Origin of the sequence: Providencia sp. PROV269 (genome assembly GCF_028477785.1) — a bacterium.
GTDB lineage: Bacteria > Pseudomonadota > Gammaproteobacteria > Enterobacterales > Enterobacteriaceae > Providencia > Providencia rettgeri.
This window is the reverse complement of the sequence record NZ_JAMPLV010000015.1, coordinates 1-22,933: the sequence shown is the minus strand read 5'-3', so window position 1 is coordinate 22,933 and position 22,933 is coordinate 1. Positions and strand designations below refer to the sequence as shown.

The window sequence follows — 22,933 nt, the reverse complement described above, 5'->3', positions numbered from 1 at the left end:
TTTATTGCTTAGAAACAATAATTTTTTCTTGTGATGGTTCAACTTGTACCATCTGTAATTTTTCAACCGACAAACGTTCTATTCGGCTATGGCTCGCAAGGGCGTTTTCTTCAAGGATCAAATTGCGCCATTCGATATCTAATAAGTCTTTTTCTTCATACAATTTATCTTTAGCTGCCGTTAACAAACGCGTTTCATGTGCGGTAGTCACAACAAAAACGGCACTGATTATAATTGCAGCCAATAAAATCAAAGGAACGATGCCATAACGAAATAAATCACGCCCAATGACGCGAGCTAGGCTGTGCCTTTCTGGAACCATTATTCCGCCGCCTTTTCAGCAAACCGCAACACAGAACTCCGTGCGCGAGGATTTTCGTCAATTTCGTTTTCCGAAGGTTTCATCTTACCTAGGTCACGTAACTGCGCTGCGCCTAACTCTTTAATCTGCACTTCAGTCAGTGGAATACCGGCTGGCACTGATGGTCCTTTACTATTTTTGCGAATAAACCGTTTTACTAATCTATCTTCCAAAGAATGGAAGCTGATAACCGATAAGCGCCCTTGTGGTGCTAAAACGTTCATAGCGCCTTCTAACGCTTTTTCAATCTCTTCCAATTCGCTATTAATATAAATACGAATCGCTTGGAAGCTACGCGTTGCAGGGTGTTTATGTCGGTCTTTCATCGGACTGACTTTGGCAATTAACTCTGCAAGATGCCGTGTACGTGTTAATGGCTCTTCCTCTGGGTTATGGTTACGTTCAACAATCGCTCTCGCAATTCGTTTCGCAAAACGCTCTTCTCCAAAGGTTTTCAATACCCAAGCAATGTCATCCGCTTCTGCGTCCATCAACCATTGCTGTGCGGATTGCCCTTTGGTTGGGTCCATTCGCATATCTAACGGCCCGTCACGCATAAAGGAAAAACCACGCTCTGGGTCATCTAACTGCGGTGAAGAAACCCCTAAGTCAAGTAATACGCCATCAATTTTCCCTGTTAACCCTTCTTCTTCCACATACTCTGCAATCGCAGAAAATGGGCCATGCTTAATCATAAAACGCGGGTCATCGATAGCCTGTGCCGCTTTTATGGCTTCTGGATCACGGTCAATGGCGATTAACCTTCCTTGTGCGCCAAGCTGGCTTAATATCAACCTTGAATGGCCACCACGACCAAAAGTGCCATCGATATAGATACCGTTAGGTTTAATGTTTAAACCGTTCACGGCTTCATCCAGTAATACTGTTACGTGTTTAAATTGCTGTTGCGTCATTATTAAAGTGACAAATCCTGTAAGCGGGCTGAAAGTGGTTCATTGGTAAGGCGCTCAGCGGCAATATCATCTTCCACTTGCTGATACCAAGTCTGTTCATCCCAAAGTTCAAATTTATTAATCTGGCCAACCAACATGACCTCTTTGGTTAGCCCTGCGTGTTGACGCAATGTACTGGCTAACAAAAGACGCCCCGCGTTGTCCATTTGGCATTCACTTGCATGACCTAATAACAGCCGTTGCACGCGTCGTTCTGCTGGGTTCATCGTCGATAGCCGAGAAAGTTTTTCCTCGATAATCTCCCATTCAGGTAAGGTATAAAGCAACAGGCATGGCTGGTGAAGGTCAATGGTACAAACCATTTGCCCTTTCGATTCCTCGTTCAGCATTCCTCGATAACGAGTTGGCACGGTTAGACGCCCTTTGCTGTCGAGATTAACCAGTGTTGCCCCACGAAACATACCCGATTAAACCCCTTTTATTTTCCACCCACCCACTTTACCCCACAATTCACCACATATAAAGTTTACGAATGGTATGAAAACGTTGTCAAGCCAGTAACATCCGGCTTTAGCTTTATTTACAGAACAATTCAGAAAAAATAAGGGGAGGTAAAATCTAACTTGGAAATAAAATGGGAAATAACAAGTTGATATGATTAACATATTTTATTAAGTATCACCTAAATAAGCGCTAACATAATAGTTTGCTGTAAAATCATACAAATTAATGGAAATTCAACTTATGTCTCATTTTTAATCAGTGTATCTTGTACCGGTTATTTACTTCTGTTGAGTCCTCAAATAGTCATTAATTTTTAAATAGGCCCAAAACGTGCTGCCAATAAAATAAAATCATTACATATCAATAGAATAAATAACTGTTTTAATAAACAGTAATTTAATTCAAAATATTTATCGCACAAATCAGTAATACAACCATAATAAATTTATATTAATTTATTTATCCGATTTAGCTTTCATTTTAAAATCCGCAACAAACCAATTAAGATAAATCCTAAAGTTAAATATTTACCTAATTTTTGCCTATAAAAAAAAAGCCCCTACAAGATAGGGGCCGTTATATTACTCATTATTGTGACCAACATCACTCATTATCGTGTAAATATTCACTGTTCGATTAAAGTTAAGTCTATTTTATTACTGCTTACGACCTAAACTTCCACGGCGACATAAATCACGACGAATACGTGTAATACCAGGTTCTGGTTTTTGCTTTTCATCAAGGCTGGCAAGCACCAATTCTAAGATGCGTTCAGCGATGTCTCTATGGCGCTGTGCCAAAGAAAGCACTGGGCATTCAAGGAAGTCTAATAATTCATTATCACCAAATGTGGCAATAACCATATGCTCAGGTAAACGACCACTGCGCTTCAATGCGACATCTAGCACGCCTTGTAGTAAGGAGAATGATGTTGTAAATAGTGCGTCTGGCATCTTGTTGCCACTATCAAGCCAATGAGCAAAAACCTCTGCGGCTGAATCGCGTTCATAGCTATTTGCATACAGGTAATCAATCTTGCGCGGGTCTTCATGCCATGCTTTACGGAAACCTTGCTCGCGCAGGTAACTGACTGATAATTCAGGTAACGCCCCCAGATACAATACCGATTCAGCTTTAAATTTGCGTAATTCTGCTGAAATCATGAAAGCATCTTCTTGGTCATCACCAACAACACTAATAAAGTGTTCTTTTTCAAGGGCTCTATCCAGTGCGATAATCGGTAAAGAACGATTCGCCCAACGCTGATAGAACGGGTGTTCTGGCGGTAATGCTGTCGAAACAATTATGGCATCAACTTGTCGTTGTAAAAGGTGTTCAACACAACGAATTTCATTGTCGGGTTGGTCTTCTGAGCATGCTATCAACAATTGATAACCACGCTGACGCGCCTGCCTTTCAAGGTAATTTGCTATACGGGTATAGCTCGTATTTTCCAAGTCAGGGATCACTAACCCTATAGAACGGGTACGCCCTGCTCGTAGCCCCGCAGCAACTGCATTTGGATGGTAATTGTGCTCTCTGACGACTGCCATCACTTTTTCTACAGTTTTATCGCTGACTCGATACTGCTTGGCCTTGCCGTTGATCACATAACTAGCCGTTGTGCGGGAAACACCCGCTAGACGGGCTATCTCATCCAGTTTCACGTTAACCTCTTTACAATTTTGGGAATAGCCCCGAGTCATTCGGGGCCTTAAACGCGATTATTCTACCTTCGGAAGATAAATTTTTCATCGCATAATTTTATCACCGCGCGAAACACCGACGATCCCTGAGCGTACAACTTCAACAATTTCAGCAACACCACGCACTGATTCGATGAAAGCGTCCAGTTTTTCGCTTGTCCCCGCTAGCTGAACGGTATAAAGCGTTGGGGTGACATCAACAATTTGTCCACGGAAAATATCTGCACAGCGCTTCACTTCATCACGCCCATATCCAGAGGCTTGTAGCTTCACTAACATGATTTCACGTTCGATATGTGCTGACGCTGTCAGCTCACTGACGCGCAACACATCAACTAGTTTATGCAATTGTTTCTCAATTTGCTCCAGAACCTTTGCATCCCCTTTAGTTTGGATAGTCATACGTGACAGGGTTGGGTCATCTGTTGGTGCAACGGTCAAACTTTCAATATTATAACCACGTTGAGAGAACAGACCTATGACACGGGACAAAGCACCTGATTCATTTTCTAATAAAACGGATAAAATACGACGCATGATCAGGTCCTCTCTGTTTTGCTCAACCACATTTCATCCATTGCACCACCACGGATCTGCATTGGATAAACGTGCTCAGTTTCATCAATATTGACGTCAACGAAAACTAATCGCTGATTTTCATTCACTTCAACAAGGGCTTGTTTTAGTTTTTCTTCTAGCTCATCAGGTGTTGCTATCGAAATACCAACGTGGCCATACGCTTGTGCTAACTTGATGAAATCAGGCAATGATTGCATGTAAGATTGTGAGTGACGGCCTTGATAAATCATATCCTGCCACTGTTTTACCATGCCTAAAAAACCATTATTTAAGTTGAGCACTAAAACCGGTAAGCCATATTGCAGAGCGGTTGAAAGCTCTTGAATGTTCATCTGGATGCTACCATCCCCTGTCACACAGACAACGGTCGATTTTGGATGCGCTAATTTCACCCCTAGAGCAGCAGGTAAACCAAAGCCCATCGTGCCGAGTCCTCCTGAGTTTATCCAATGGCGAGGTTTATCAAAGGGATAATACAATGCGGCGAACATTTGGTGCTGCCCAACGTCAGACGTTACATACGCTTCACCTTTCGTTAAACGATAAATCATTTCAATGGCTTGCTGTGGTTTAACTTTTGTTTGGCTTGTTTCGTAACGTAAACACTGTTTGCTGCGCCATTGCTCAATTTCTTTCCACCACGCAGTGAGTGCTTGATTGTCTTGTTTGGCTGAAGCTTGGTCTAACTGACCTAACATTTGTTTTAATGTGAGTTTTGCATCGCCAACAATTGGGATATCGGCATTGACCGTTTTTGAGATAGACGTTGGGTCAACATCAATTTGAATGACGGTCGCATTTGGGCAATATTTTTCTAAATTGTTCGTTGTTCTATCATCAAAACGAACACCAACAGCAAAAATCACATCCGAGTTATGCATCACCTTGTTGGCTTCATAGGTTCCATGCATCCCAAGCATTCCCACGGATTGCTTGTGCGTTTCTGGGAAAGCCCCTAATCCCATTAAGGTTGATACCACCGGTAATTGCAGTTTTTCTGCCAACTCTATAAGTTCAGCAGAGCAATTCGCGTTAATCGCCCCTCCGCCAATATAGAAAACTGGTTTTTTGGCTGAAACCAATTTAGTTAATGCTTTTTTGATTTGGCCTTTGTGTCCTTGTAATGTAGGGTTATAAGACCGCAGAGAAACGTTCTCTGGATAACGGTAAGCAAACTTCAAAGCCGGGTTAACGGTGTCCTTAGGAAAATCAATCACCACAGGCCCTGGACGGCCACTTGCTGCAATATAAAACGCTTTCTTGATGGTTTCAGGAATTTCTTCTGCGCTTTTAATTAAAAAACTGTGCTTGACTATTGGCCTTGAAATTCCAACCATATCGCATTCTTGAAACGCATCGTTACCAATTAGCGAGCTTGCAACCTGCCCTGATAACACCACCATTGGTACGGAGTCCATATAAGCCGTCGCAATACCGGTAATCGCATTTGTTGCCCCAGGACCAGATGTCACTAAAACAACCCCAACATCCCCTGTTGAGCGTGCATAACCATCTGCCATATGAACGGCGGCTTGTTCATGGCGCACTAAAATATGTTCTACCCCACCAACTGTATGAAGTGCATCATAAATATCTAATACCGCACCGCCTGGATAACCAAACACGTGCTTTACTCCTTGGTCAATCAACGACTTGACGACCATTTCCGCTCCCGACAACATCTCCATGAGTTTGCCCCCAGACATTATTTGCAAGTGAAGAGGTATGAACTACCTCTTTATTTTTATCATTAAAATTGTGAAATTCGTGCTATTAACATATCGCTCTGGCTGAAACGAAGCAAACACCATTTCAGTGCAAGGATCACGAAACTTTCACATCATCTTGAACATGGGTATTTGATAGATAAATTGACTGCGTATAAAAATAATGGGAGAAAGAATGACTGCTATGAATGGAAAAACAGTGCAACTTTAATTAGTTGGAACCATTCTGATTTTAATATTAAGTGATAATCTGAATAAATAAATATGAATAGAACAAAAACAAGACCTGACCTACCCATAATACAGGTAAGTCAGATAATTAGATGGTAAATTATTCTTTGTACATCGATTCAATTTCTAATTGATAGCGCTCAGAAATAATTTTACGGCGCAGTTTCAACGTCGGCGTTAATTCACCTTTTTCCATTGAAAATGTGGTAGGTAGTAATATAAAACGCTTAACTTGGTGGAAATTATCGATATTTTTTTGCAAATCTTTTAAACGGCTCTCAAATAAGGCCACAATATTTGAGTCTTTTAAGAGTTCTAAACGATCTCGATATTTCAGGTTTATTGAATGGGCATATTCTTCTAAGCTGTCATAACAAGGCACGATCAGCGCTGAAACAAACTTGCGTGCATCCGCAATAACTGCAATGTGTTCAATAAACTTGTCTTGCCCTAATACCCCTTCAATCATCTGTGGTGCAATATATTTTCCGTTAGACGTTTTCATTAAATCTTTTAGCCTATCCGTAATATATAAATTGCCTTGTTCGTCAATCTTTCCTGCATCACCCGTTTTTAGCCAGCCATCTGCTGTAAACGTATCCAAGGTTTCAATTGGTCGATTGAAATAGCCTTTCATGACCACTGGCCCTTTTACTTGTATTTCATCGTCTTTACCAATACGCACTGAAACAGAAGATAGTGGTGTACCTATCGAACCTAATGGGTATTTACCTTCTTCCCAGCAAGATACCGTGGCACAGGTTTCTGACATACCATAGCCATATTTAATATTTACCCCTGCTGAAAGGAAAAATGCAATCACATCGTCATCAAGACGGGCGCCAGCTGCTGGCATGAAACGAATTCGACCGCCTAACCCTTCGCGAATTCTACTGAGAACCAGTTTATCAACCATCGGAAAAATAGCGCGGTTAACTAAAGAGGGTTTGTGGCCTTTTGCTAAGGCTTTCACACGGCGCTTGCCAAGAGATATTGCACAGCGAAATAGCGCCCTACGGATGAGAGGTGCTTTGGCCACTTTACTGTGTATTGCTGAATAAACTTTTTCATAAAAACGGGGAACCGCACACATCACAGTCGGTTTTACTTCCGTTAATGCTTCCCGAACTTGATTGGTGTCTGTTAAATAAACGTTTAACGCCCCAACGTGCATAACGTAAAAGCTCCACGCACGTTCAAAAACATGTGAAAGTGGTAAAAAACTTAAAGAAACATCATCAGCAGTTAGTTGTAATCGTTCGTCATGGAGATACAGTTGGGCAGCCATGTTGTAGTAATCCAACATAACGCCTTTGGGCTCCCCTGTAGTGCCTGATGTATAAATGATGGTAAATAAATCACCGAGATTATGTGCAGCGATGCGCTCATCAAGTTCCGTTTGGTATGCGGTTTGTGCTTGCGCCATAAATGTGGATAAATGCAGGGTGTCGATTGAAATATCAGCCAACTCAACATTGTCGTTCATCACGATAATCGTCGTTAATTGAGGACAAAGAGCTGGCAATTGGCATGCAACTTGATATTGCATATCGTCCCCAACAAACAACACTTTAATATTGGCATCATTAATAATATACGCCGCTTGCTCAACACTGCTAGTTGCATAAAGTGGCACTGTGACAGCCCTAATTTGTAACGCGGCAAAGTCAACCAATGACCAATTCATGCTGTTATGGGCAAATAACCCAATATTTTCTTGTGTGATAACGTTTAATGCTAAGAGACGACGAGAAATCGCTGATGTGTGATCGCCTACCTCGCCCCAAGTTAATGAGCTCTGTTGCCCGTCATCCCATTGACTGAAAGCTATCCGGTTCGCCGATTCGTGCGCAGTAACCCTGCTACGTAAGCGATTAACCAAGTGGTATGGATATAGATTTTCAGTAATCAAAGTGTATTCCCTATAGGTCATTATCGATATAAGTTACTCGGTACATTCACAAGCACTTAACTATTCTTATTATTTCAGCTTACAAGTGTTAGCTGAATATTCGCAGTGTATCGACTAAAGAGATGCGTGAAAAGCATTTATATGTAAATTTTGTGCAAATGTTATGTCTGCTACAAAACTCATCATAACGCTCACGATAATGAGTTAATTACCTTGTTGGCGTATCTATCTTTGTTATAAGCACGTCTATAGAAATATAGAGGTTATTGGCTTTAAGGGGCAATTTCATTTGTTATTGCCCCTTAACAATATGCGTTATTTATTACTCACAATGTCTGAGCTCGCCAACAACCTCTAACAATTTTTAAATAGGAGTACTATGCAGCAACAGCCTGTTCAGAGAGTTCCTCAATCAACTGATTAAATTGAGATTTCATCCATTGATGGCCTTTATCCCTAACCGTTGATTCATGCCAAGTTAAATAGCAAGGCAGTGTATCTCGAAGCCAAGGCAACGTTAATGTCCGTAATTTTAGTTGTCCAAAGTAATGACTCACTAGCCATTTTGGCACAATAGCGACGAGATCAGTTTGAGCAACAAGACTCAGGACACTATTTAAGTCAGTACCTTGATAGCTAATCGTATGCGATAACTCAGTATTATTATAATAAGGTTTACTAAATGATCCCATGTTATCCATTGACATAATAGCATGACGTTCATTATTTAATTCAATTTCAGAAATTGAATTACCAATACGTGGGTGATGACTAGCCACCACTAATACCAATTCATCATCAAATAAAACCTGATGTTGAAATTCTGTCTTTTCTAATTGATTATAGCCAAGGAAAAAATCCATTTCTTGGTATTTTAATTGATGAGCAATTTTATTATCCATAAAAGAATGAATGACTATATTAATATTAGGCGAAACTACCTTAAATTTTTCGACAATAATAGCAGCTAGACGAATATCTAACGGTGAACAAATAGATAAATTAAATACTCGATCACTAGTTTGTGGATTGAAACCTGCACTAGGTAATTCATTATGAACTAATTGTAATGCTTGCCTAATAGGCCCGAACAGTTGCTTAGCACGAGATGTCGGCTGAATACCACGCCCATACCGGACAAACAACTCATCATTAAACATTGATTTTAAACGTGAAACTGCGTTACTCACCGCAGGTTGAGACATCCCTAGAACTTGCGCTGCTTTTGTTACGTTTTGCATCTGCATAACCACGTCAAAAACCGTTAATAGGTTGAGATCAACATTACGTAAATGAATATCGCTACTGTCTTTTTTAGCTGTTGAAATTGTATCAAAATCAGTCATTTTTTACTCCACTAATATATTTATCATTTTTCATTAACGAAAAGAGTCATTCATCTTAAAAAACCGACGAATATATAAATTCATTAAATATTATTCTTAAAACAACTTATAGATAATAAGTCATTTCGCTTTCCCTGCATTTATTAAAACGACGTTTATATTACTTTACCTATTAATTAAACTTGCAGTATAAATATCATTATAAAACGTAAATATTCATCAAAATAATGAATGATAACCACTTATTAGCATTGCAATCACTCACCGTAAAAATAATAAAGCAATTTTTGCAAGAAATCATAATAAATCGTATGTAGAATCAATAAATATTCTCATTATCAGATTATTTTTTAAATACTCATTTATTAGATAATTAACTTAATTAAAAAGTATTGGCGAAGATGATTCATTCCCTACCTTGAGTCTCACCTTACATCAAAAAATAAAAATTACATAAAAATCAATAACTTTAATCATGAAAGCATTTGAATGAGCATAGCAAAAGAATTTTACCCTTATAACAACGCAAAAATCCAGACAAAACAGAAGGGATACACAAAAAAAACAGCAACAACCACCAGCCAGAAGCCATAATTCATGATTGGTAAAAATATGCTAAAAATCTATGATTGACATTAACTTTAAGATAACGTATCAATAAATACAGTTTGATTAAGATACTCAAGAGAGACAGTTAAAAATGACATTTTCTATTCGCCTACTAAGCCTACTACTACTCGCATTAAATTTGCGCGGTATGCTTATGGACGAAAAATAGAAACAAACTGTCCACAAACATTAAAAACCCGCGCAACCCGCGGGTTTTTTTATGCCTGCGGCTTTGGAAGAACATAACTCTCAGCAAAAAACAAAATTCGATATGAGGAACACAATATGAGCAACCAAGTCATTATCTTCGATACCACCTTACGCGACGGTGAGCAGGCATTACAGGCAAGTTTGTCAGTCAAAGAAAAATTACAAATTGCCTTCGCATTAGAGCGTTTAGGGGTTGATATCATTGAAGCGGGTTTCCCAGTCTCTTCACCGGGTGACTTCGAATCCGTACAAACCATCGCGAGAGAAATCAAAAACAGCCGAATTTGTGCATTAGCGCGTTGTATTGAAAATGACATTGATGTTGCAGCTGAGTCATTAAAGGTTGCCGAAGCCTTTCGTATCCATATTTTCTTAGCTACCTCCAATTTACATATGGAGAAGAAATTAAATAAATCCTTTGATGGCGTAATGGATATGGCAATTAATTCCATTAAGCGCGCAAGACGCTATACCGATGACGTTGAATTCTCCTGTGAAGATGCGGGCCGTACTGACCCTGATAATTTATGTCGTATCGTAGAAACGGCTATTAATGCAGGTGCAACAACAATCAATATTCCAGATACTGTAGGTTATACAACACCTTACCAGTTTGGCGGAATTATCACTGATTTGTATAACCGTGTGCCAAATATCGATAAAGCTGTTATTTCTGTGCATTGCCATGATGATTTAGGGATGTCAGTTGCTAACTCAATCAGTGCTGTGCAAGCCGGTGCCCGCCAAGTTGAAGGTACCATCAATGGCTTAGGCGAACGCGCTGGCAACACGGCATTGGAAGAAGTGATTATGGCCATTAAACTGCGCGAACAAATGTTGAATGTGCATACCAATATTAATCACAAAGAAATTTACCGTACCAGCCAATTAGTTAGCCAATTATGTAATACACCAATTCCAGCTAATAAAGCCGTTGTAGGTAGTAACGCATTTGCTCACTCATCAGGTATTCACCAAGACGGTGTGTTGAAAAATCGTGAAACCTACGAAATCATGACACCAGAGTCTATCGGCTTAAAAGAACAACAATTAAATTTAACCTCACGTTCAGGCCGTGCCGCTGTTAAACACCGTATGGAGGAAATGGGGTATCACGAAGGTAAAGACTTCAAATTGGATGAATTGTATACTGCATTTTTGAATTTAGCTGATAAAAAAGGTCAAGTCTTTGACTATGACTTAGAAGCCTTAGCTTTCTTTACGAAACAACAAGATGAAACTGACCACTTCGTGATGGACTATTTCAGTACACAATCAGGCTCTAGTATTGTTGCAACAGCAACAGTCAAAATGCAGTGTGGCGATGAAGTGAAGTCTGAAGCGGCGACCGGTAATGGCCCCGTTGATGCCATCTACCAAGCCATCAGCAACATCACACAATTCCCTATGAAATTAGTCTCGTACCAGTTATCTGCTAAGGGCCATGGTGAAAATGCGTTAGGCCAAGTGGATATCGTGGTTGAATGCCATAACCGTAAGTTCCACGGGATGGGATTAGCAACAGATATCGTCGAATCTTCAGCGAAAGCCATGGTGCATGTATTAAATAGCATTTGGCGCTCTGAACAAGTTGAAAAAGAAAAACAAAAAATAAATCAAGAATCACAATCAAACACAAAGGAAGCAGTTTAACAATGTCTAACTATAAAATTGCCGTATTACCGGGAGATGGCATCGGTCCAGAAGTGATGGCGCAAGCTCACAAGGTTTTAGCCGCTATCAGTAAACGTTTTGCAATAACAATTAACACCACTGAATACGATGTTGGCGGCGCGGCAATCGACAAACACGGTGAACCGTTACCGCAGGCTACAGTAACAGGTTGTGAGGAAGCTGATGCGGTATTATTTGGCTCTGTCGGTGGGCCTAAATGGGAACACTTACCACCTGATAGCCAGCCTGAACGCGGTGCATTATTACCTTTACGTAAGCATTTTAAATTATTCAGTAATTTACGCCCTGCTCGCTTATATCAAGCATTAGAAGCATTTTGCCCATTGCGTGCAGACATCGCAGCTCAAGGTTTCGATATTCTTTGTGTCCGTGAATTAACCGGTGGAATTTACTTCGGTCAACCGAAAGGCCGCAAAGGTGAAGGCCAAGAAGAATATGCATTTGATACTGAAGTTTATCACCGCTATGAAATCGAGCGTATCGCGCGTATTGCTTTTGAATCGGCTCGCAAACGTAATAACAAAGTCACATCAATCGATAAAGCAAACGTGTTGCAAAGTTCAGTATTATGGCGTGAAGTGGTCAATCAAATTGCTCAAGAATATCCAGATGTTGAAGTCAGCCATATGTATATCGATAACGCAGCAATGCAAATGATCAAAGCCCCATCTCAATTTGATGTGGTGTTATGTTCTAACTTGTTCGGCGATATCATTTCTGATGAATGTGCGATGATCACCGGTTCTATGGGCATGTTACCTTCTGCAAGCTTGAATGAAGCTGGATTTGGTTTGTATGAACCTGCAGGCGGCTCTGCACCAGATATTGCAGGAAAAAATATTGCCAACCCAATTGCACAAATTTTATCTGCTTCCATGCTGTTAAGATTTAGCTTAGACCAAACGGATGCGGCAGATGCCATCGAGCGTGCAGTCAATAAAGCCTTAGAAGAAGGTTATAGAACATCAGACTTAGCAGGTGCAGGTCAGTCAATAAGTACCAGTGAAATGGGCGATATTATTGCTCGTTATATTGCAGAAGGGGTTTAACATGGCCAAGACTTTATATCAAAAATTGTATGATGCCCACGTTGTCCGTGAGGTCGAAAATGAAATCCCTTTGATTTATATCGATCGTCACTTGGTACATGAAGTTACATCACCTCAAGCATTTGATGGTTTGAGAACTAAAAAACGCCCATTGCATCAACCAAGTAAAACATTTGCCACCATGGATCACAACGTATCGACGCAAACCAAAGATATTAATGCTTGTGGCGATATGGCTCGTATTCAAATGCAAGAGTTAATGAAAAACTGTAAAGAGTTTGGCGTAACTTTATATGATTTGAATCACCCATACCAAGGTATTGTCCATGTGATGGGGCCTGAGCAAGGTATCACTTTACCCGGTATGACCATTGTATGTGGAGACTCCCACACCGCAACACACGGTGCATTTGGCTCATTAGCCTTTGGTATCGGGACGTCAGAAGTTGAGCACGTGATGGCGACTCAAACACTGAAACAAGCACGCGCTAAAACAATGAAAATTGAAGTCGTCGGCAAAGCTCCTGCTGGCATTACCGCAAAAGATATCGTTTTAGCGATTATCGGTACAACTGGTAGCGCAGGCGGTACTGGCTATATTGTTGAGTTTTGCGGTGAAGCCATCGAAAACTTGAGCATGGAAGGCCGTATGACGGTATGCAACATGGCTATTGAATTAGGTGCGAAAGCGGGGATTATCGCACCAGATGAAACCACCTTTGCCTATATGAAAGGTCGCCAATTTGCACCTAAAGGCCAACAGTGGGACGACGCGGTTGCGTATTGGAAAACGTTAAAAACTGATGATGATGCACAATTTGATAAAGTCATTACTATTCAAGCAAGTAGCATCGCACCACAAGTCACATGGGGAACTAACCCGGGGCAAGTAATTGCCATTAACCAACCGATACCTGCCCCAGAATCATTTGCAGACCCTGTTGAGCGTGCTTCTGCGGAGAAAGCATTAGCTTACATGGGGTTAGAGTCCGGTATTAAATTATCTGATGTAAAAATTGATAAAGTATTTATTGGTTCATGTACTAATTCGCGTATTGAAGATTTACGTGCAGCAGCTGCAATTGCTAAAGGAAAAAAAGTTGCCAATGGCGTGCAAGCCATCGTTGTTCCGGGATCTGGCCCTGTTAAAGCCCAAGCGGAACAAGAAGGTTTAGATAAAATTTTCATTGAAGCGGGCTTTGAATGGCGTTTGCCAGGATGCTCTATGTGCTTAGCGATGAATCACGACCGTTTAAACCCTGGCGAACGCTGTGCATCAACCAGTAACCGTAACTTTGAAGGTCGCCAAGGTCGAGCAGGCCGTACTCACTTAGTTAGCCCAGCAATGGCGGCTGCAGCAGCGATTAATGGCCATTTTGCTGATGTACGTGATATTCAAATCTAAGGAGAAAATGATGGAAAAGTTTATTACACACGTCGGGATTGTTGCTCCTTTAGATGCAGCCAATGTGGATACTGATGCCATTATCCCTAAACAATTTTTGCAAAAAGTGACTCGCACTGGTTTTGGCCAACACTTGTTTAATGACTGGCGTTTTTTAGATGAGAACGGGCAACAACCTAACCCTGATTTCGTCTTAAATAAGCCAGTTTTCAAAGGGGCAAGTATTTTATTAGCTCGTGAAAACTTTGGTTGCGGTTCATCCCGTGAGCACGCACCTTGGGCATTGACTGACTTTGGTATTCAAGTGGTTATCGCCCCAAGTTTTGCTGATATTTTTTATGGCAACTCGTTCAACAACCAATTATTACCAATTAAATTAAGTGAAACCGAAGTAGATGAGCTATTTAACTATGTTAATGGCCATGAAGGTTGCCAGTTTACGGTAGACTTAGATGCTCAAACGGTGACTGCGGGTGATAAAACCTATCATTTTGAAATTGATAGCTTCCGTCGCCACTGCATGATGAATGGTTTGGATAGTATTGGTTTGACGTTGCAACATGTCGACCAGATCACCGATTTTGAAAGCAAGATTCCATCCTTTATGCAGTAAATCCTTTTCTACGCCTACTTTGGTGGGCGTAGTTCCTCTTTTAGCTCTAATTATCCAACTAAACCGCCTACTTCGCACCAAAAATGCGGAATTCATCCATCATTAAAAATTTACAATCCAAAATCACTTCCCCGTTAATATCTTCCTGTATAATTAACCTAAATATTTTGCCCATCACAAAATTTACTTTTACTTTTACTTTTACTTTTACTTAACGATTTTTTCTAAATAGTTTGTGTTGTGGCAAGGCGGAAAAATGAAGATATCCCTAGGAGCATACACTGGTATGTGACTAGGGTAGCGGAGTGAAGCCAACACAGCCACGGCGCAAAATATGACGAAAAAAATAAAAAAAAGCCGGTAAAAACCGGCTCGGTGAGAAACACCATTACTCTAAATGGGGGAGTCGGCCTGCAACTGCAGACCAAACGAGCTACTTACTACCTTCTATTATCGTGAGAATTTAGGAAATTAAAATTGATGTATTTTTTGCCGGAGTTCCTCTTTTATGTCTAATTCGCGATTACAAACCCAATTCATTCGTCTCTGGCAACATTTTCAGGGCCAAGACAGTGAAACAACACTACAAGACATCGCTGATACGCTGTTTTGCTCTCGCCGTCATGTCCGTACTCTGCTTAATAATATGCAGTCACAAGGTTGGCTTAGTTGGCAAGCAGAGTCTGGTCGAGGAAAACGCTCTACCCTTATTTTTCATGTTAATGGCTTGGAGCTACAGCAGGCACAGGCTGAACAACTACTCAAAGAAGAAAGTATTGAAAAACTTGTCGCCCTAGTGGGTGATAAGGAAACCATTCGTCAAATGGTATTGTCTGAACTGGAACGCAGTTATCGACAAGGTAAGAATTTATTACGAATTATTTATTATCGAGATTTCCCGACATTGCTTCCTGGTGCGCCAATGCGCCGCTCAGAAATTCACTTGATGAGCCAAATATTTAATGGCCTTACCCATATAAATGAGGAAAAAGGGGAAGTAGAAGATGGCCTTGCCCACCATTGGCAATCCACCAGCGATACCCAATGGCGTTTTTATTTACGCCCCGCTATTTATTTCCATCATGGGCGAGAAATGGTTACCGACGATATTATTTATTCCCTTTTACGCTTAAAAACCTGTTGGCCGCTATTCTCACATATTCAATCCGTTAGCTCACCGCAGCCTTATGTCATTGATATCACGTTAAGTGAGCCTGATAAACAACTACCTTGGTTATTAGGTAGCCACCATGCCGCCATTTTACCGAAAGAGTGGGAGAGCCTCGAAAACTTTAGCCGTTGCCCAATCGGCACTGGCCCTTATCAAGTAGAAAAAAACTTGCCACAAAAGCTGACCATTACGGCTTTCGACCGCTATTTTGGCTATCGTGCGCTACTCGATGAAGTGACCATTTGGGTGGTTCCTGAACTCTCTGAGCAAATGGTCTGTACAACATTAAAAATGGATGGTGATAAGCACCATAATGGCTCGCTCGAAAGTCGTATGGAAGAAGGCTGTTATTTCCTGTTAATGGATCAGCGTTCACCGATAGCTCAGCGTGAAGATGTTCGTAAGTGGTTATGTAGCTTTTTAACCCCTGTCAACCTACTTGCACATTGCGAACCTTTTTATCAGCGCCATTGGGCACCTGCTTATGGCCTGTTACTCCATTGGCATCACAGTAAAATGCTAACCTTGTTTCCCAAGCCTGAAGATTTAACTGAGCTTACTGTCACTTTTTATCGCCACCACCATGAGTTCTACGCAATTAGCCAAATTATGAAACGGGTTTTACAGATGCAAGGTGTGGAACTTAAGATCAATATCATTGATTACGATGATTGGTTTAATGGCAATGGAGAAAGTGATATTTGGTTAGCAACAGCTAACTTTTTTAAACCTCTCGAATTTTCCATCTTTGCAACCTTGTACGAAATGCCATTGCTACGACAATGCCTTAATAACCCTCTCAGCAATGAACTTAATCTGTGGCGTAATAACCAATTAGATGTCGAAGCTTGGTGTGAAAGCTTAGTTGACTCACAAATCTTTCACCCCGTTTTTCATCATTGGCTTGAATTGCAAGGCCAAAAAACCATGCGCGGTGTACGAATGAATACCTTTGGCTGGTTTGATTTTAAATCTGCGTGGTTTAAACCGTCTGAGGATAACCTAGAAAAATATTGATAGTTATAAACAGATGAAATGAATAATAAGGATGTTATTCACTTTTTCTGTGGATATCCATGTGAACAACCTCATGGTAATCAGGGTATATCCCCAAGTCGCTTTTTTATCAAAAAAAAGCACAGTTGAATAATCACTGATAAATCAAACAAATAAATAGCAAAACAGCCTTTTATCCACTGACTACTTTTTTAACTAACATGCTTAGGACTTTAACTGAGCAAAGATCAAACAACGTTGTATTTATCCACAAGATATGTGCTTAACTTACTCATATTTTGTGATTTGCGTCATAAAAACCGTTTCGTCAAGGCTGTAAATACACACAGTAATCTCTATTTTTCACAGTTATCCAGAAATCCTGTGGATAACCTAGTGCATGATCCTGTGATTATCTTGGGATGAACTTGAATAACCTCTGTAATAATTTATAACTTGGATGAATATCTGATATTATACCCCTATATATCAGATAGTTAAAAATACCAAAGAAAAAGTGTTATACTTCTTGAGTTATATGTATTTTCACTGGCTACTTTTTATACATTACTATTCAAACCATGACGCCATTTATTGCACCACCACCACCTGATAACGAAGCGACCTTAATGAGCCGAGCGCAAGCTCTTGCTGGCTACACGCTTGGTGAGCTCGCCCAACACGCAGCTATCCCTATTCCTCAGGATCTCAAGCGCGATAAAGGCTGGGTTGGTATGCTATTGGAATATTATTTAGGCGCGAATGCGGGAAGTAAGGCAGAGCAAGATTTCGCCCATATTGGAATTGAATTAAAAACCATTCCGATTGACCGGTATGGTGTTCCACTTGAAACCACTTTTGTTTCTGTTGCACCGTTAACAGGAAACAGTGGTTTAACATGGGAAAATAGCCATGTTCGCCGCAAGCTGTCCCGTATTTTATGGTTTCCTATTGAAGGGGAAAGGCAAATCCCACTCTCACAACGTAGAGTTGCAAACCCATTAATTTGGAGCCCGTCCCCGTTTGAAGAACAGTTGCTACGGCAAGATTGGGAAGAGTTAATGGACCTCATTGTGTTAGGCAAAGTGGAAAGTATTACTGCACGTCATGGGCAGGTATTACAAATTCGCCCTAAGGCCGCAAACAATAAAGCACTAACGGAAGCTATTGGTGAGTTTGGTCAGCCTATTATGACGCTACCACGTGGTTTTTATCTTAAAAAAGATTTTACCGCGCCCTTACTAGCACGGCATTTTAGTTTAAGTTAGTCGCTAACCATCGCCTGTACCAAAGCAGACGATAAATTATTATCACTGTTTAATTCGTTAATTAGAAGGTACCAAGATGTTTGAGTGGATACTGGATCCCAATGCCTGGATGGCACTCGCTACATTAACCATATTAGAAATTGTCCTAGGCATCGATAATATTATTTTCCTCAGTATTGTGGTGAGCAAACTTCCTAGTCACCAACAAAATAGTGCCAGACGGACTGGGCTTATTGCAGCAATGGTGATGCGTCTTGCATTATTGGCTTCTATTGCGTGGTTATCACGCCTTACCACCCCACTTTTTACTGTCGCTGACCATGTGGTATCCGCTCGCGATCTCATATTATGTGCAGGTGGGATCTTCCTTATTTGGAAAGCAAGCCAAGAAATTTTTGATACGATTGAAGGAGAAGGTGAAAATAGCCTAGCAAATAAAAAAGTGAGCTCATTTTGGGGGGCTATCGTTCAAATTGCTTTGTTAGACATTATCTTCAGTTTAGATTCCGTGATCACGGCTGTGGGGCTATCAGACCACTTATTTATCATGATGGCTGCGGTCGTCATCGCTGTGCTCATTATGATGCTTGCAGCCAAACCCATTGGCGACTTTGTTGAGCGCTACCCTTCTGTAAAAATCTTAGCCTTATCATTTTTGATTCTTGTTGGTTTCACCTTACTACTTGAAAGTGTTCAAGTTCATGTATCAAAAGGCTATATCTACTTTGCGATGTTCTTTTCCATGGCAGTACAAGTTCTCAATATCTTGCGTAGTAAGAAATGGAAAACGAGAAACCAAACTGATTAAGATGGCAATCTAACCGCTTGTTTAGCTGCTAAAATAGCCCCTTCTACCGCTTTTTTCGCTTGTGGGCTATTTTTCCAGCAACTTGAGCCTGTTAATGCGGCCCCAGAAATTAAAATTTCATCGTAGGAAGCTTCGCTCAATTGTGCGAGTGAACTAAACCCCATTTGTTCTAAACGGCTAATCACTGTGGGCCCGACACCTTTAACTGCTAATAAAATCTGTTTTTCTGATTCAGAAAATGCCATTTTACTCTTCTCATTGTTAATGAATTGATATTTATTAAGCTAATATTTTGCATTTTACCTATTTAATACTTTAAAATTGCAACTATAACAATGCCAGTTTTAATAATTATTAGCTGACCTATCTTATCACCCAATCTGTACCTGCTCTGTGTTAGGAATTCACCATGTATAACGCACCACTGACCAACACACATCAACACACGATGAAATTACCTGATAGCCGCCAATTTTGCTGGTTTGAATCAGGCCCTAAAACAGGTTTTCCTGTTATTTTTTGTACAGGAGCAGGGATGAGTGGTTCATTAGGGTTTGGTTTGGATTTACTCGAACAACTGAACATTCGTTTGATTGTTCCTAAACGTGCGGGCCTTGGTGAATCCACTTTTCACCCTGAAAAATCATTGAAAAGCTTTGCTATGGATGTGCAAGCACTGCTAAATGAGCAATCCATTACCCGATTTTCTGTCGTTGGTTTTTCTCAAGGTGCTGTTTTTGCGATGGCTATCGCCCACTATTGCCAGCCTATTTCACTGTCTATTGTGTCTGGGCAAGACCAATTTGAATACCCTGCAACTCGCGCGATACTCCGCACGGATGTCGTGAACATGCAAGAACAAGCTCTTAACACCCCTGAAGCCCTGTCAGATTGGCTATTAAAGAATGTCACTGGTGAGTGGCTGTTGGCATTTATTCTTAATTGCAGCGCAGATATTGACCAACAACTTTATAATGAAGAACAATTCCTTGATGCCTATACTGCGTGTATTCGACGCGCTTTTGCACAAGGTAATCAAGGTTATGTACAGGATTTAATCCTCTCTTTACAGCCTTGGGGATTCACCCCTGAAGATATTCAATGCCCGACATCCTTATGGTATGGCGAATTAGATATGAGCACCGTACACTCCCCCGATTTTGGTAAAATTTTGTCCGGTCGCTTACTAAACTGCAACCACCATTTACATTCGCAAGAAGGCGGCTCTTTGCTTTGGACTCAAGCAGACAATATCTTAGTTGATATTCAGAAATACGCCGCATAAACAAAAACCGCGATGAGTTATTCATCGCGGCTATTATTGCATCCTAGATTCATATGAATGAATTAACGATACACAATCCCGCCATCAGTCAAAATAGATTGGCCAGTAATATAGTCAGAGTCATCGCTTGCTAAAAATGCAACCAAACCTGCCACATCATCTGGCGTTTGTGCACGACCTAATGCGATGCCTTCGACATATTTTTTATAGGTTTCACCTTTTGGCGTACCTGTGATTTCAGAGAAGCGCTCATCAATCTCTACCCACATATCTGTCCCAACAATACCTGGGCAATAAGCATTCACAGTGATACCTGAACTGGCGTATTCTTTTGCCGCGGCTTGCGTTAATGCGCGTACGGCAAATTTTGTGGCAGAGTAAACGCCTAACATTGCAAAACCATCATGTCCTGCAATAGAGGATGCATTGATGATTTTTCCTTTGTGTTTACGTTCTTGGAATTTTTCACTAGCAGCTTGAATGCCCCACATGGTTCCATCTACGTTGATTTTGAAGATTAAATCCATATCTTCTTGGCGAACATCAGCGATTGGCTTAACTTGTGCAATCCCCGCGTTATTAATCATTACATCAAAACCACCCAATTCAGCTTCTGCATGAGCCACCGCAGCAAAAACTTGGTCACGTTGACTGATATCTGCGGCAAATGTTGTTACTTTACGGCCTAACGCTTCAATTTCTTTGGCAACATCTTGGAGCTTGTCTTTTTTCAAATCCACCAGTGCGATATCAGCGCCTTCTTTCGCTAAACGCAATGCGATACCACGACCAATACCTTGAGCTGCACCAGTAACTAAGATAACTTTATTATTTAACGCCATACTTTTCTCCTACTGAATAATAGCCAAATTGACTAGTTCACCTTTAATATTAAGTTAGCAACAATAACAATAAGTTACAAAGTATTAATTTTAGCCTAATATTTGTTATTTATAAAAAATATTTCACTATTTACAAGGTTAATATGTTTTTTTTACCGTAGAAAAATACATATAGACGTAAATTATAAGATTATTGTTAATAAAAATCATTCTCAATTTAATAAACAAAAAATGCGATTTATTGATTTTTAGTATAATTGATAACCACTTATATAAAATATGGACATAAAAAAGCCACCAATCGGTGGCTTAATGATGCAATTGAAAATAAATGACTTATTTTTTAGCGGCTTGGATATACAGCATCTCTAATGCGATAGATGCTGCGGCTAATGCCGTGATTTCAGATTGGTCATAAGCCGGAGCGACTTCCACTAAATCCATACCCACGATATTTAATGACTGTATTCCACGCAATAATTTCAATGCACGATCTGACGTTAAACCACCAATAACAGGGGTTCCTGTGCCCGGTGCAAATGCAGGGTCAAGGCAGTCTATATCGAAAGTCAGGTAAACAGGTAGGTCACCGACAATCTCTTTGATCTGCGCGACCATATCATCCACACTGCGATCATTCACCTGACCTGCATCCAATACAGTAAAGCCATTATCGCTGTCATGTTCGGTACGAATACCAATTTGTACTGAATGATTTGGGTCGATCAGACCTTCTTTTGGTGCATGATAGAACATGGTTCCGTGGTCAAATTTGCTGCCATTGCCATAGGTGTCAGTGTGCGCATCGAAATGAACCAAGGCCATTTTACCGAAGTGTTTTGCATGAGCGCGCAGCAATGGCAGTGTAACGAAATGGTCACCACCAAAGGTCAAGCAGCGTTTACCTGATTCAAGTAGTTTTTCAGTATGTGCTTGCAGTTTATCACTCATGTCTTGCGCATCACCGAAAGCAAACACCACATCACCACAATCGACGACATTTAAACGTTCGGTTAGTTTAAAGTTCCACGGCCAACGGTGACTTTCCCATGCAAGGTTAGTAGACACTTGGCGAATAGCGGCTGGCCCATGACGGCTACCTGCACGGCCTGAGGTTGCCATATCGAAGGGCACACCCGTGATCACCCACTCAGCGTCTGAGCTGTAAGGCTGAAAATTCAGCGGAAAACGTAAGAAACCAAATGCGTTAGAAACCAGTGAATTATCAACTTGATTGCCTAAAGTACTATTAATCATTTTTCTTCCTCAAATAGGCCAGCCCGTTAGCAAGCCCTTTTTATATTTGGTTCGAATAGTTTTACCTAATTAACTTCGTACAGTATAAATAATAAACAAATCATGTTATTTGCACAAAGTTATTATCTGTTCACTATCTTAATGCCCTATGAGTCATTTAATGCGCTAAATAGTTTATGTTGTGGCTAGGCGGCAAAATGAGCCAATCCCTAGGAGCATACACAAGTATGTGACCCGAATAACTGAGCGTTGCCACACCACCACCACTTGAAGCATAACGAACATTGAATATATTAATCTCATATATTAATGCGCTAAATAGTTCGTGCTGTCGCTAGGCGGCAAAATGAGCTAATCCCTAGGAGCATACACAAGTATGTGACTAGGGTTGGCAAATGCAGCCAACAACGCGGCGGTGCGAAATATAACGCGCATTGAGCATTTA

The 22,933-nt window shown here is 40.7% G+C and carries 19 protein-coding genes; 8 read left to right on the top strand and 11 right to left on the bottom strand.

The window, feature by feature from the left end; translation table 11 throughout:
• Window position 1: 1 nt before the first annotated feature.
• The 8 genes from ftsL to leuO all read right to left on the bottom strand — a co-directional run bounded on the left by ftsL (window position 2) and on the right by leuO (window position 9,280).
• On the bottom strand, window positions 2-322 hold the full coding sequence (gene ftsL / locus PR683_RS15850) for a cell division protein FtsL (RefSeq protein ID WP_004913196.1): 321 nt from the start codon (window positions 320-322) through the stop codon (window positions 2-4).
• Window positions 322-1,275, bottom strand: a complete 954-nt coding sequence (gene rsmH / locus PR683_RS15845) for a 16S rRNA (cytosine(1402)-N(4))-methyltransferase RsmH (RefSeq protein WP_272581893.1) — start codon at window positions 1,273-1,275, stop codon at window positions 322-324. The genes ftsL and rsmH overlap by 1 nt, the downstream gene beginning before the upstream one ends.
• A gap of 2 nt (window positions 1,276-1,277) precedes the next feature.
• The gene (mraZ, locus tag PR683_RS15840; protein WP_004262043.1) at window positions 1,278-1,736 is read right to left on the bottom strand and encodes a division/cell wall cluster transcriptional repressor MraZ; all 459 of its coding nucleotides are present in this window, start codon (window positions 1,734-1,736) and stop codon (window positions 1,278-1,280) included.
• A gap of 699 nt (window positions 1,737-2,435) precedes the next feature.
• Window positions 2,436-3,446: a catabolite repressor/activator gene (gene cra / locus PR683_RS15835; protein WP_004913203.1), complete on the bottom strand. Its 1,011-nt coding sequence runs from the start codon at window positions 3,444-3,446 to the stop codon at window positions 2,436-2,438.
• Window positions 3,447-3,530: 84 nt separating this feature from the next.
• Window positions 3,531-4,022, bottom strand: coding sequence for an acetolactate synthase small subunit (ilvN, locus tag PR683_RS15830; protein ID WP_004262045.1), 492 nt, complete (start codon window positions 4,020-4,022; stop codon window positions 3,531-3,533).
• 2 nt (window positions 4,023-4,024) lie between these two features.
• Complete coding sequence (ilvI, locus tag PR683_RS15825; protein ID WP_004913206.1) at window positions 4,025-5,752, bottom strand: acetolactate synthase 3 large subunit; 1,728 nt, start codon at window positions 5,750-5,752, stop codon at window positions 4,025-4,027.
• Between the two features lie 370 nt (window positions 5,753-6,122).
• Window positions 6,123-7,955: an AMP-dependent synthetase/ligase gene (locus PR683_RS15820; protein WP_123382318.1), complete on the bottom strand. Its 1,833-nt coding sequence runs from the start codon at window positions 7,953-7,955 to the stop codon at window positions 6,123-6,125.
• Between the two features lie 356 nt (window positions 7,956-8,311).
• A complete protein-coding gene (gene leuO / locus PR683_RS15815) occupies window positions 8,312-9,280 on the bottom strand; it encodes a transcriptional regulator LeuO (RefSeq protein ID WP_004913213.1) in 969 nt (322 codons plus the stop codon).
• Between the two features lie 894 nt (window positions 9,281-10,174).
• On the opposite strand from leuO, the gene leuA reads away from it, so the two are divergent.
• The 7 genes from leuA to PR683_RS15780 all read left to right on the top strand — a co-directional run bounded on the left by leuA (window position 10,175) and on the right by PR683_RS15780 (window position 19,104).
• Entirely contained in the window at window positions 10,175-11,752 is a 1,578-nt protein-coding gene (leuA, locus tag PR683_RS15810) for a 2-isopropylmalate synthase (protein WP_004262054.1), read from the top strand.
• A 2-nt stretch (window positions 11,753-11,754) separates the two neighbouring features.
• Window positions 11,755-12,843: a 3-isopropylmalate dehydrogenase gene (gene leuB / locus PR683_RS15805; RefSeq protein WP_004913217.1), complete on the top strand. Its 1,089-nt coding sequence runs from the start codon at window positions 11,755-11,757 to the stop codon at window positions 12,841-12,843.
• 1 nt (window position 12,844) lies between these two features.
• Window positions 12,845-14,248: a 3-isopropylmalate dehydratase large subunit gene (gene leuC / locus PR683_RS15800; protein WP_272581892.1), complete on the top strand. Its 1,404-nt coding sequence runs from the start codon at window positions 12,845-12,847 to the stop codon at window positions 14,246-14,248.
• A gap of 7 nt (window positions 14,249-14,255) precedes the next feature.
• On the top strand, window positions 14,256-14,861 hold the full coding sequence (gene leuD, locus PR683_RS15795) for a 3-isopropylmalate dehydratase small subunit (RefSeq protein WP_272581891.1): 606 nt from the start codon (window positions 14,256-14,258) through the stop codon (window positions 14,859-14,861).
• A gap of 508 nt (window positions 14,862-15,369) precedes the next feature.
• Entirely contained in the window at window positions 15,370-17,049 is a 1,680-nt protein-coding gene (sgrR, locus tag PR683_RS15790; protein ID WP_004913225.1) for an HTH-type transcriptional regulator SgrR, read from the top strand.
• A 560-nt stretch (window positions 17,050-17,609) separates the two neighbouring features.
• Window positions 17,610-18,296, top strand: a complete 687-nt coding sequence (gene mutH, locus PR683_RS15785) for a DNA mismatch repair endonuclease MutH (protein ID WP_004913228.1) — start codon at window positions 17,610-17,612, stop codon at window positions 18,294-18,296.
• A gap of 76 nt (window positions 18,297-18,372) precedes the next feature.
• On the top strand, window positions 18,373-19,104 hold the full coding sequence (locus PR683_RS15780) for a TerC family protein (RefSeq protein WP_004913230.1): 732 nt from the start codon (window positions 18,373-18,375) through the stop codon (window positions 19,102-19,104).
• On the opposite strand, the gene PR683_RS15775 is transcribed toward PR683_RS15780, so the two are convergent.
• Window positions 19,101-19,349 carry a helix-hairpin-helix domain-containing protein gene (locus PR683_RS15775; protein ID WP_210838725.1) on the bottom strand — a complete coding sequence of 83 codons (249 nt, stop codon included), beginning with the start codon at window positions 19,347-19,349 and terminating at the stop codon, window positions 19,101-19,103. The genes PR683_RS15780 and PR683_RS15775 overlap by 4 nt on opposite strands.
• A gap of 164 nt (window positions 19,350-19,513) precedes the next feature.
• Here PR683_RS15775 and PR683_RS15770 point away from each other — a divergent pair, with 164 nt between their 5' ends.
• Window positions 19,514-20,389 (top strand): alpha/beta fold hydrolase, encoded by an 876-nt coding sequence (locus tag PR683_RS15770; protein ID WP_272581890.1) that lies wholly within the window; start codon window positions 19,514-19,516, stop codon window positions 20,387-20,389.
• 62 nt (window positions 20,390-20,451) lie between these two features.
• Here the strand turns inward: PR683_RS15770 and PR683_RS15765 are convergent, their stop codons facing one another.
• Window positions 20,452-21,231, bottom strand: a complete 780-nt coding sequence (locus PR683_RS15765; protein WP_004913238.1) for an acetoin reductase — start codon at window positions 21,229-21,231, stop codon at window positions 20,452-20,454.
• 336 nt (window positions 21,232-21,567) lie between these two features.
• Window positions 21,568-22,488, bottom strand: coding sequence for an agmatinase (gene speB / locus PR683_RS15760; RefSeq protein WP_109912701.1), 921 nt, complete (start codon window positions 22,486-22,488; stop codon window positions 21,568-21,570).
• Window positions 22,489-22,933 lie beyond the last annotated feature (445 nt).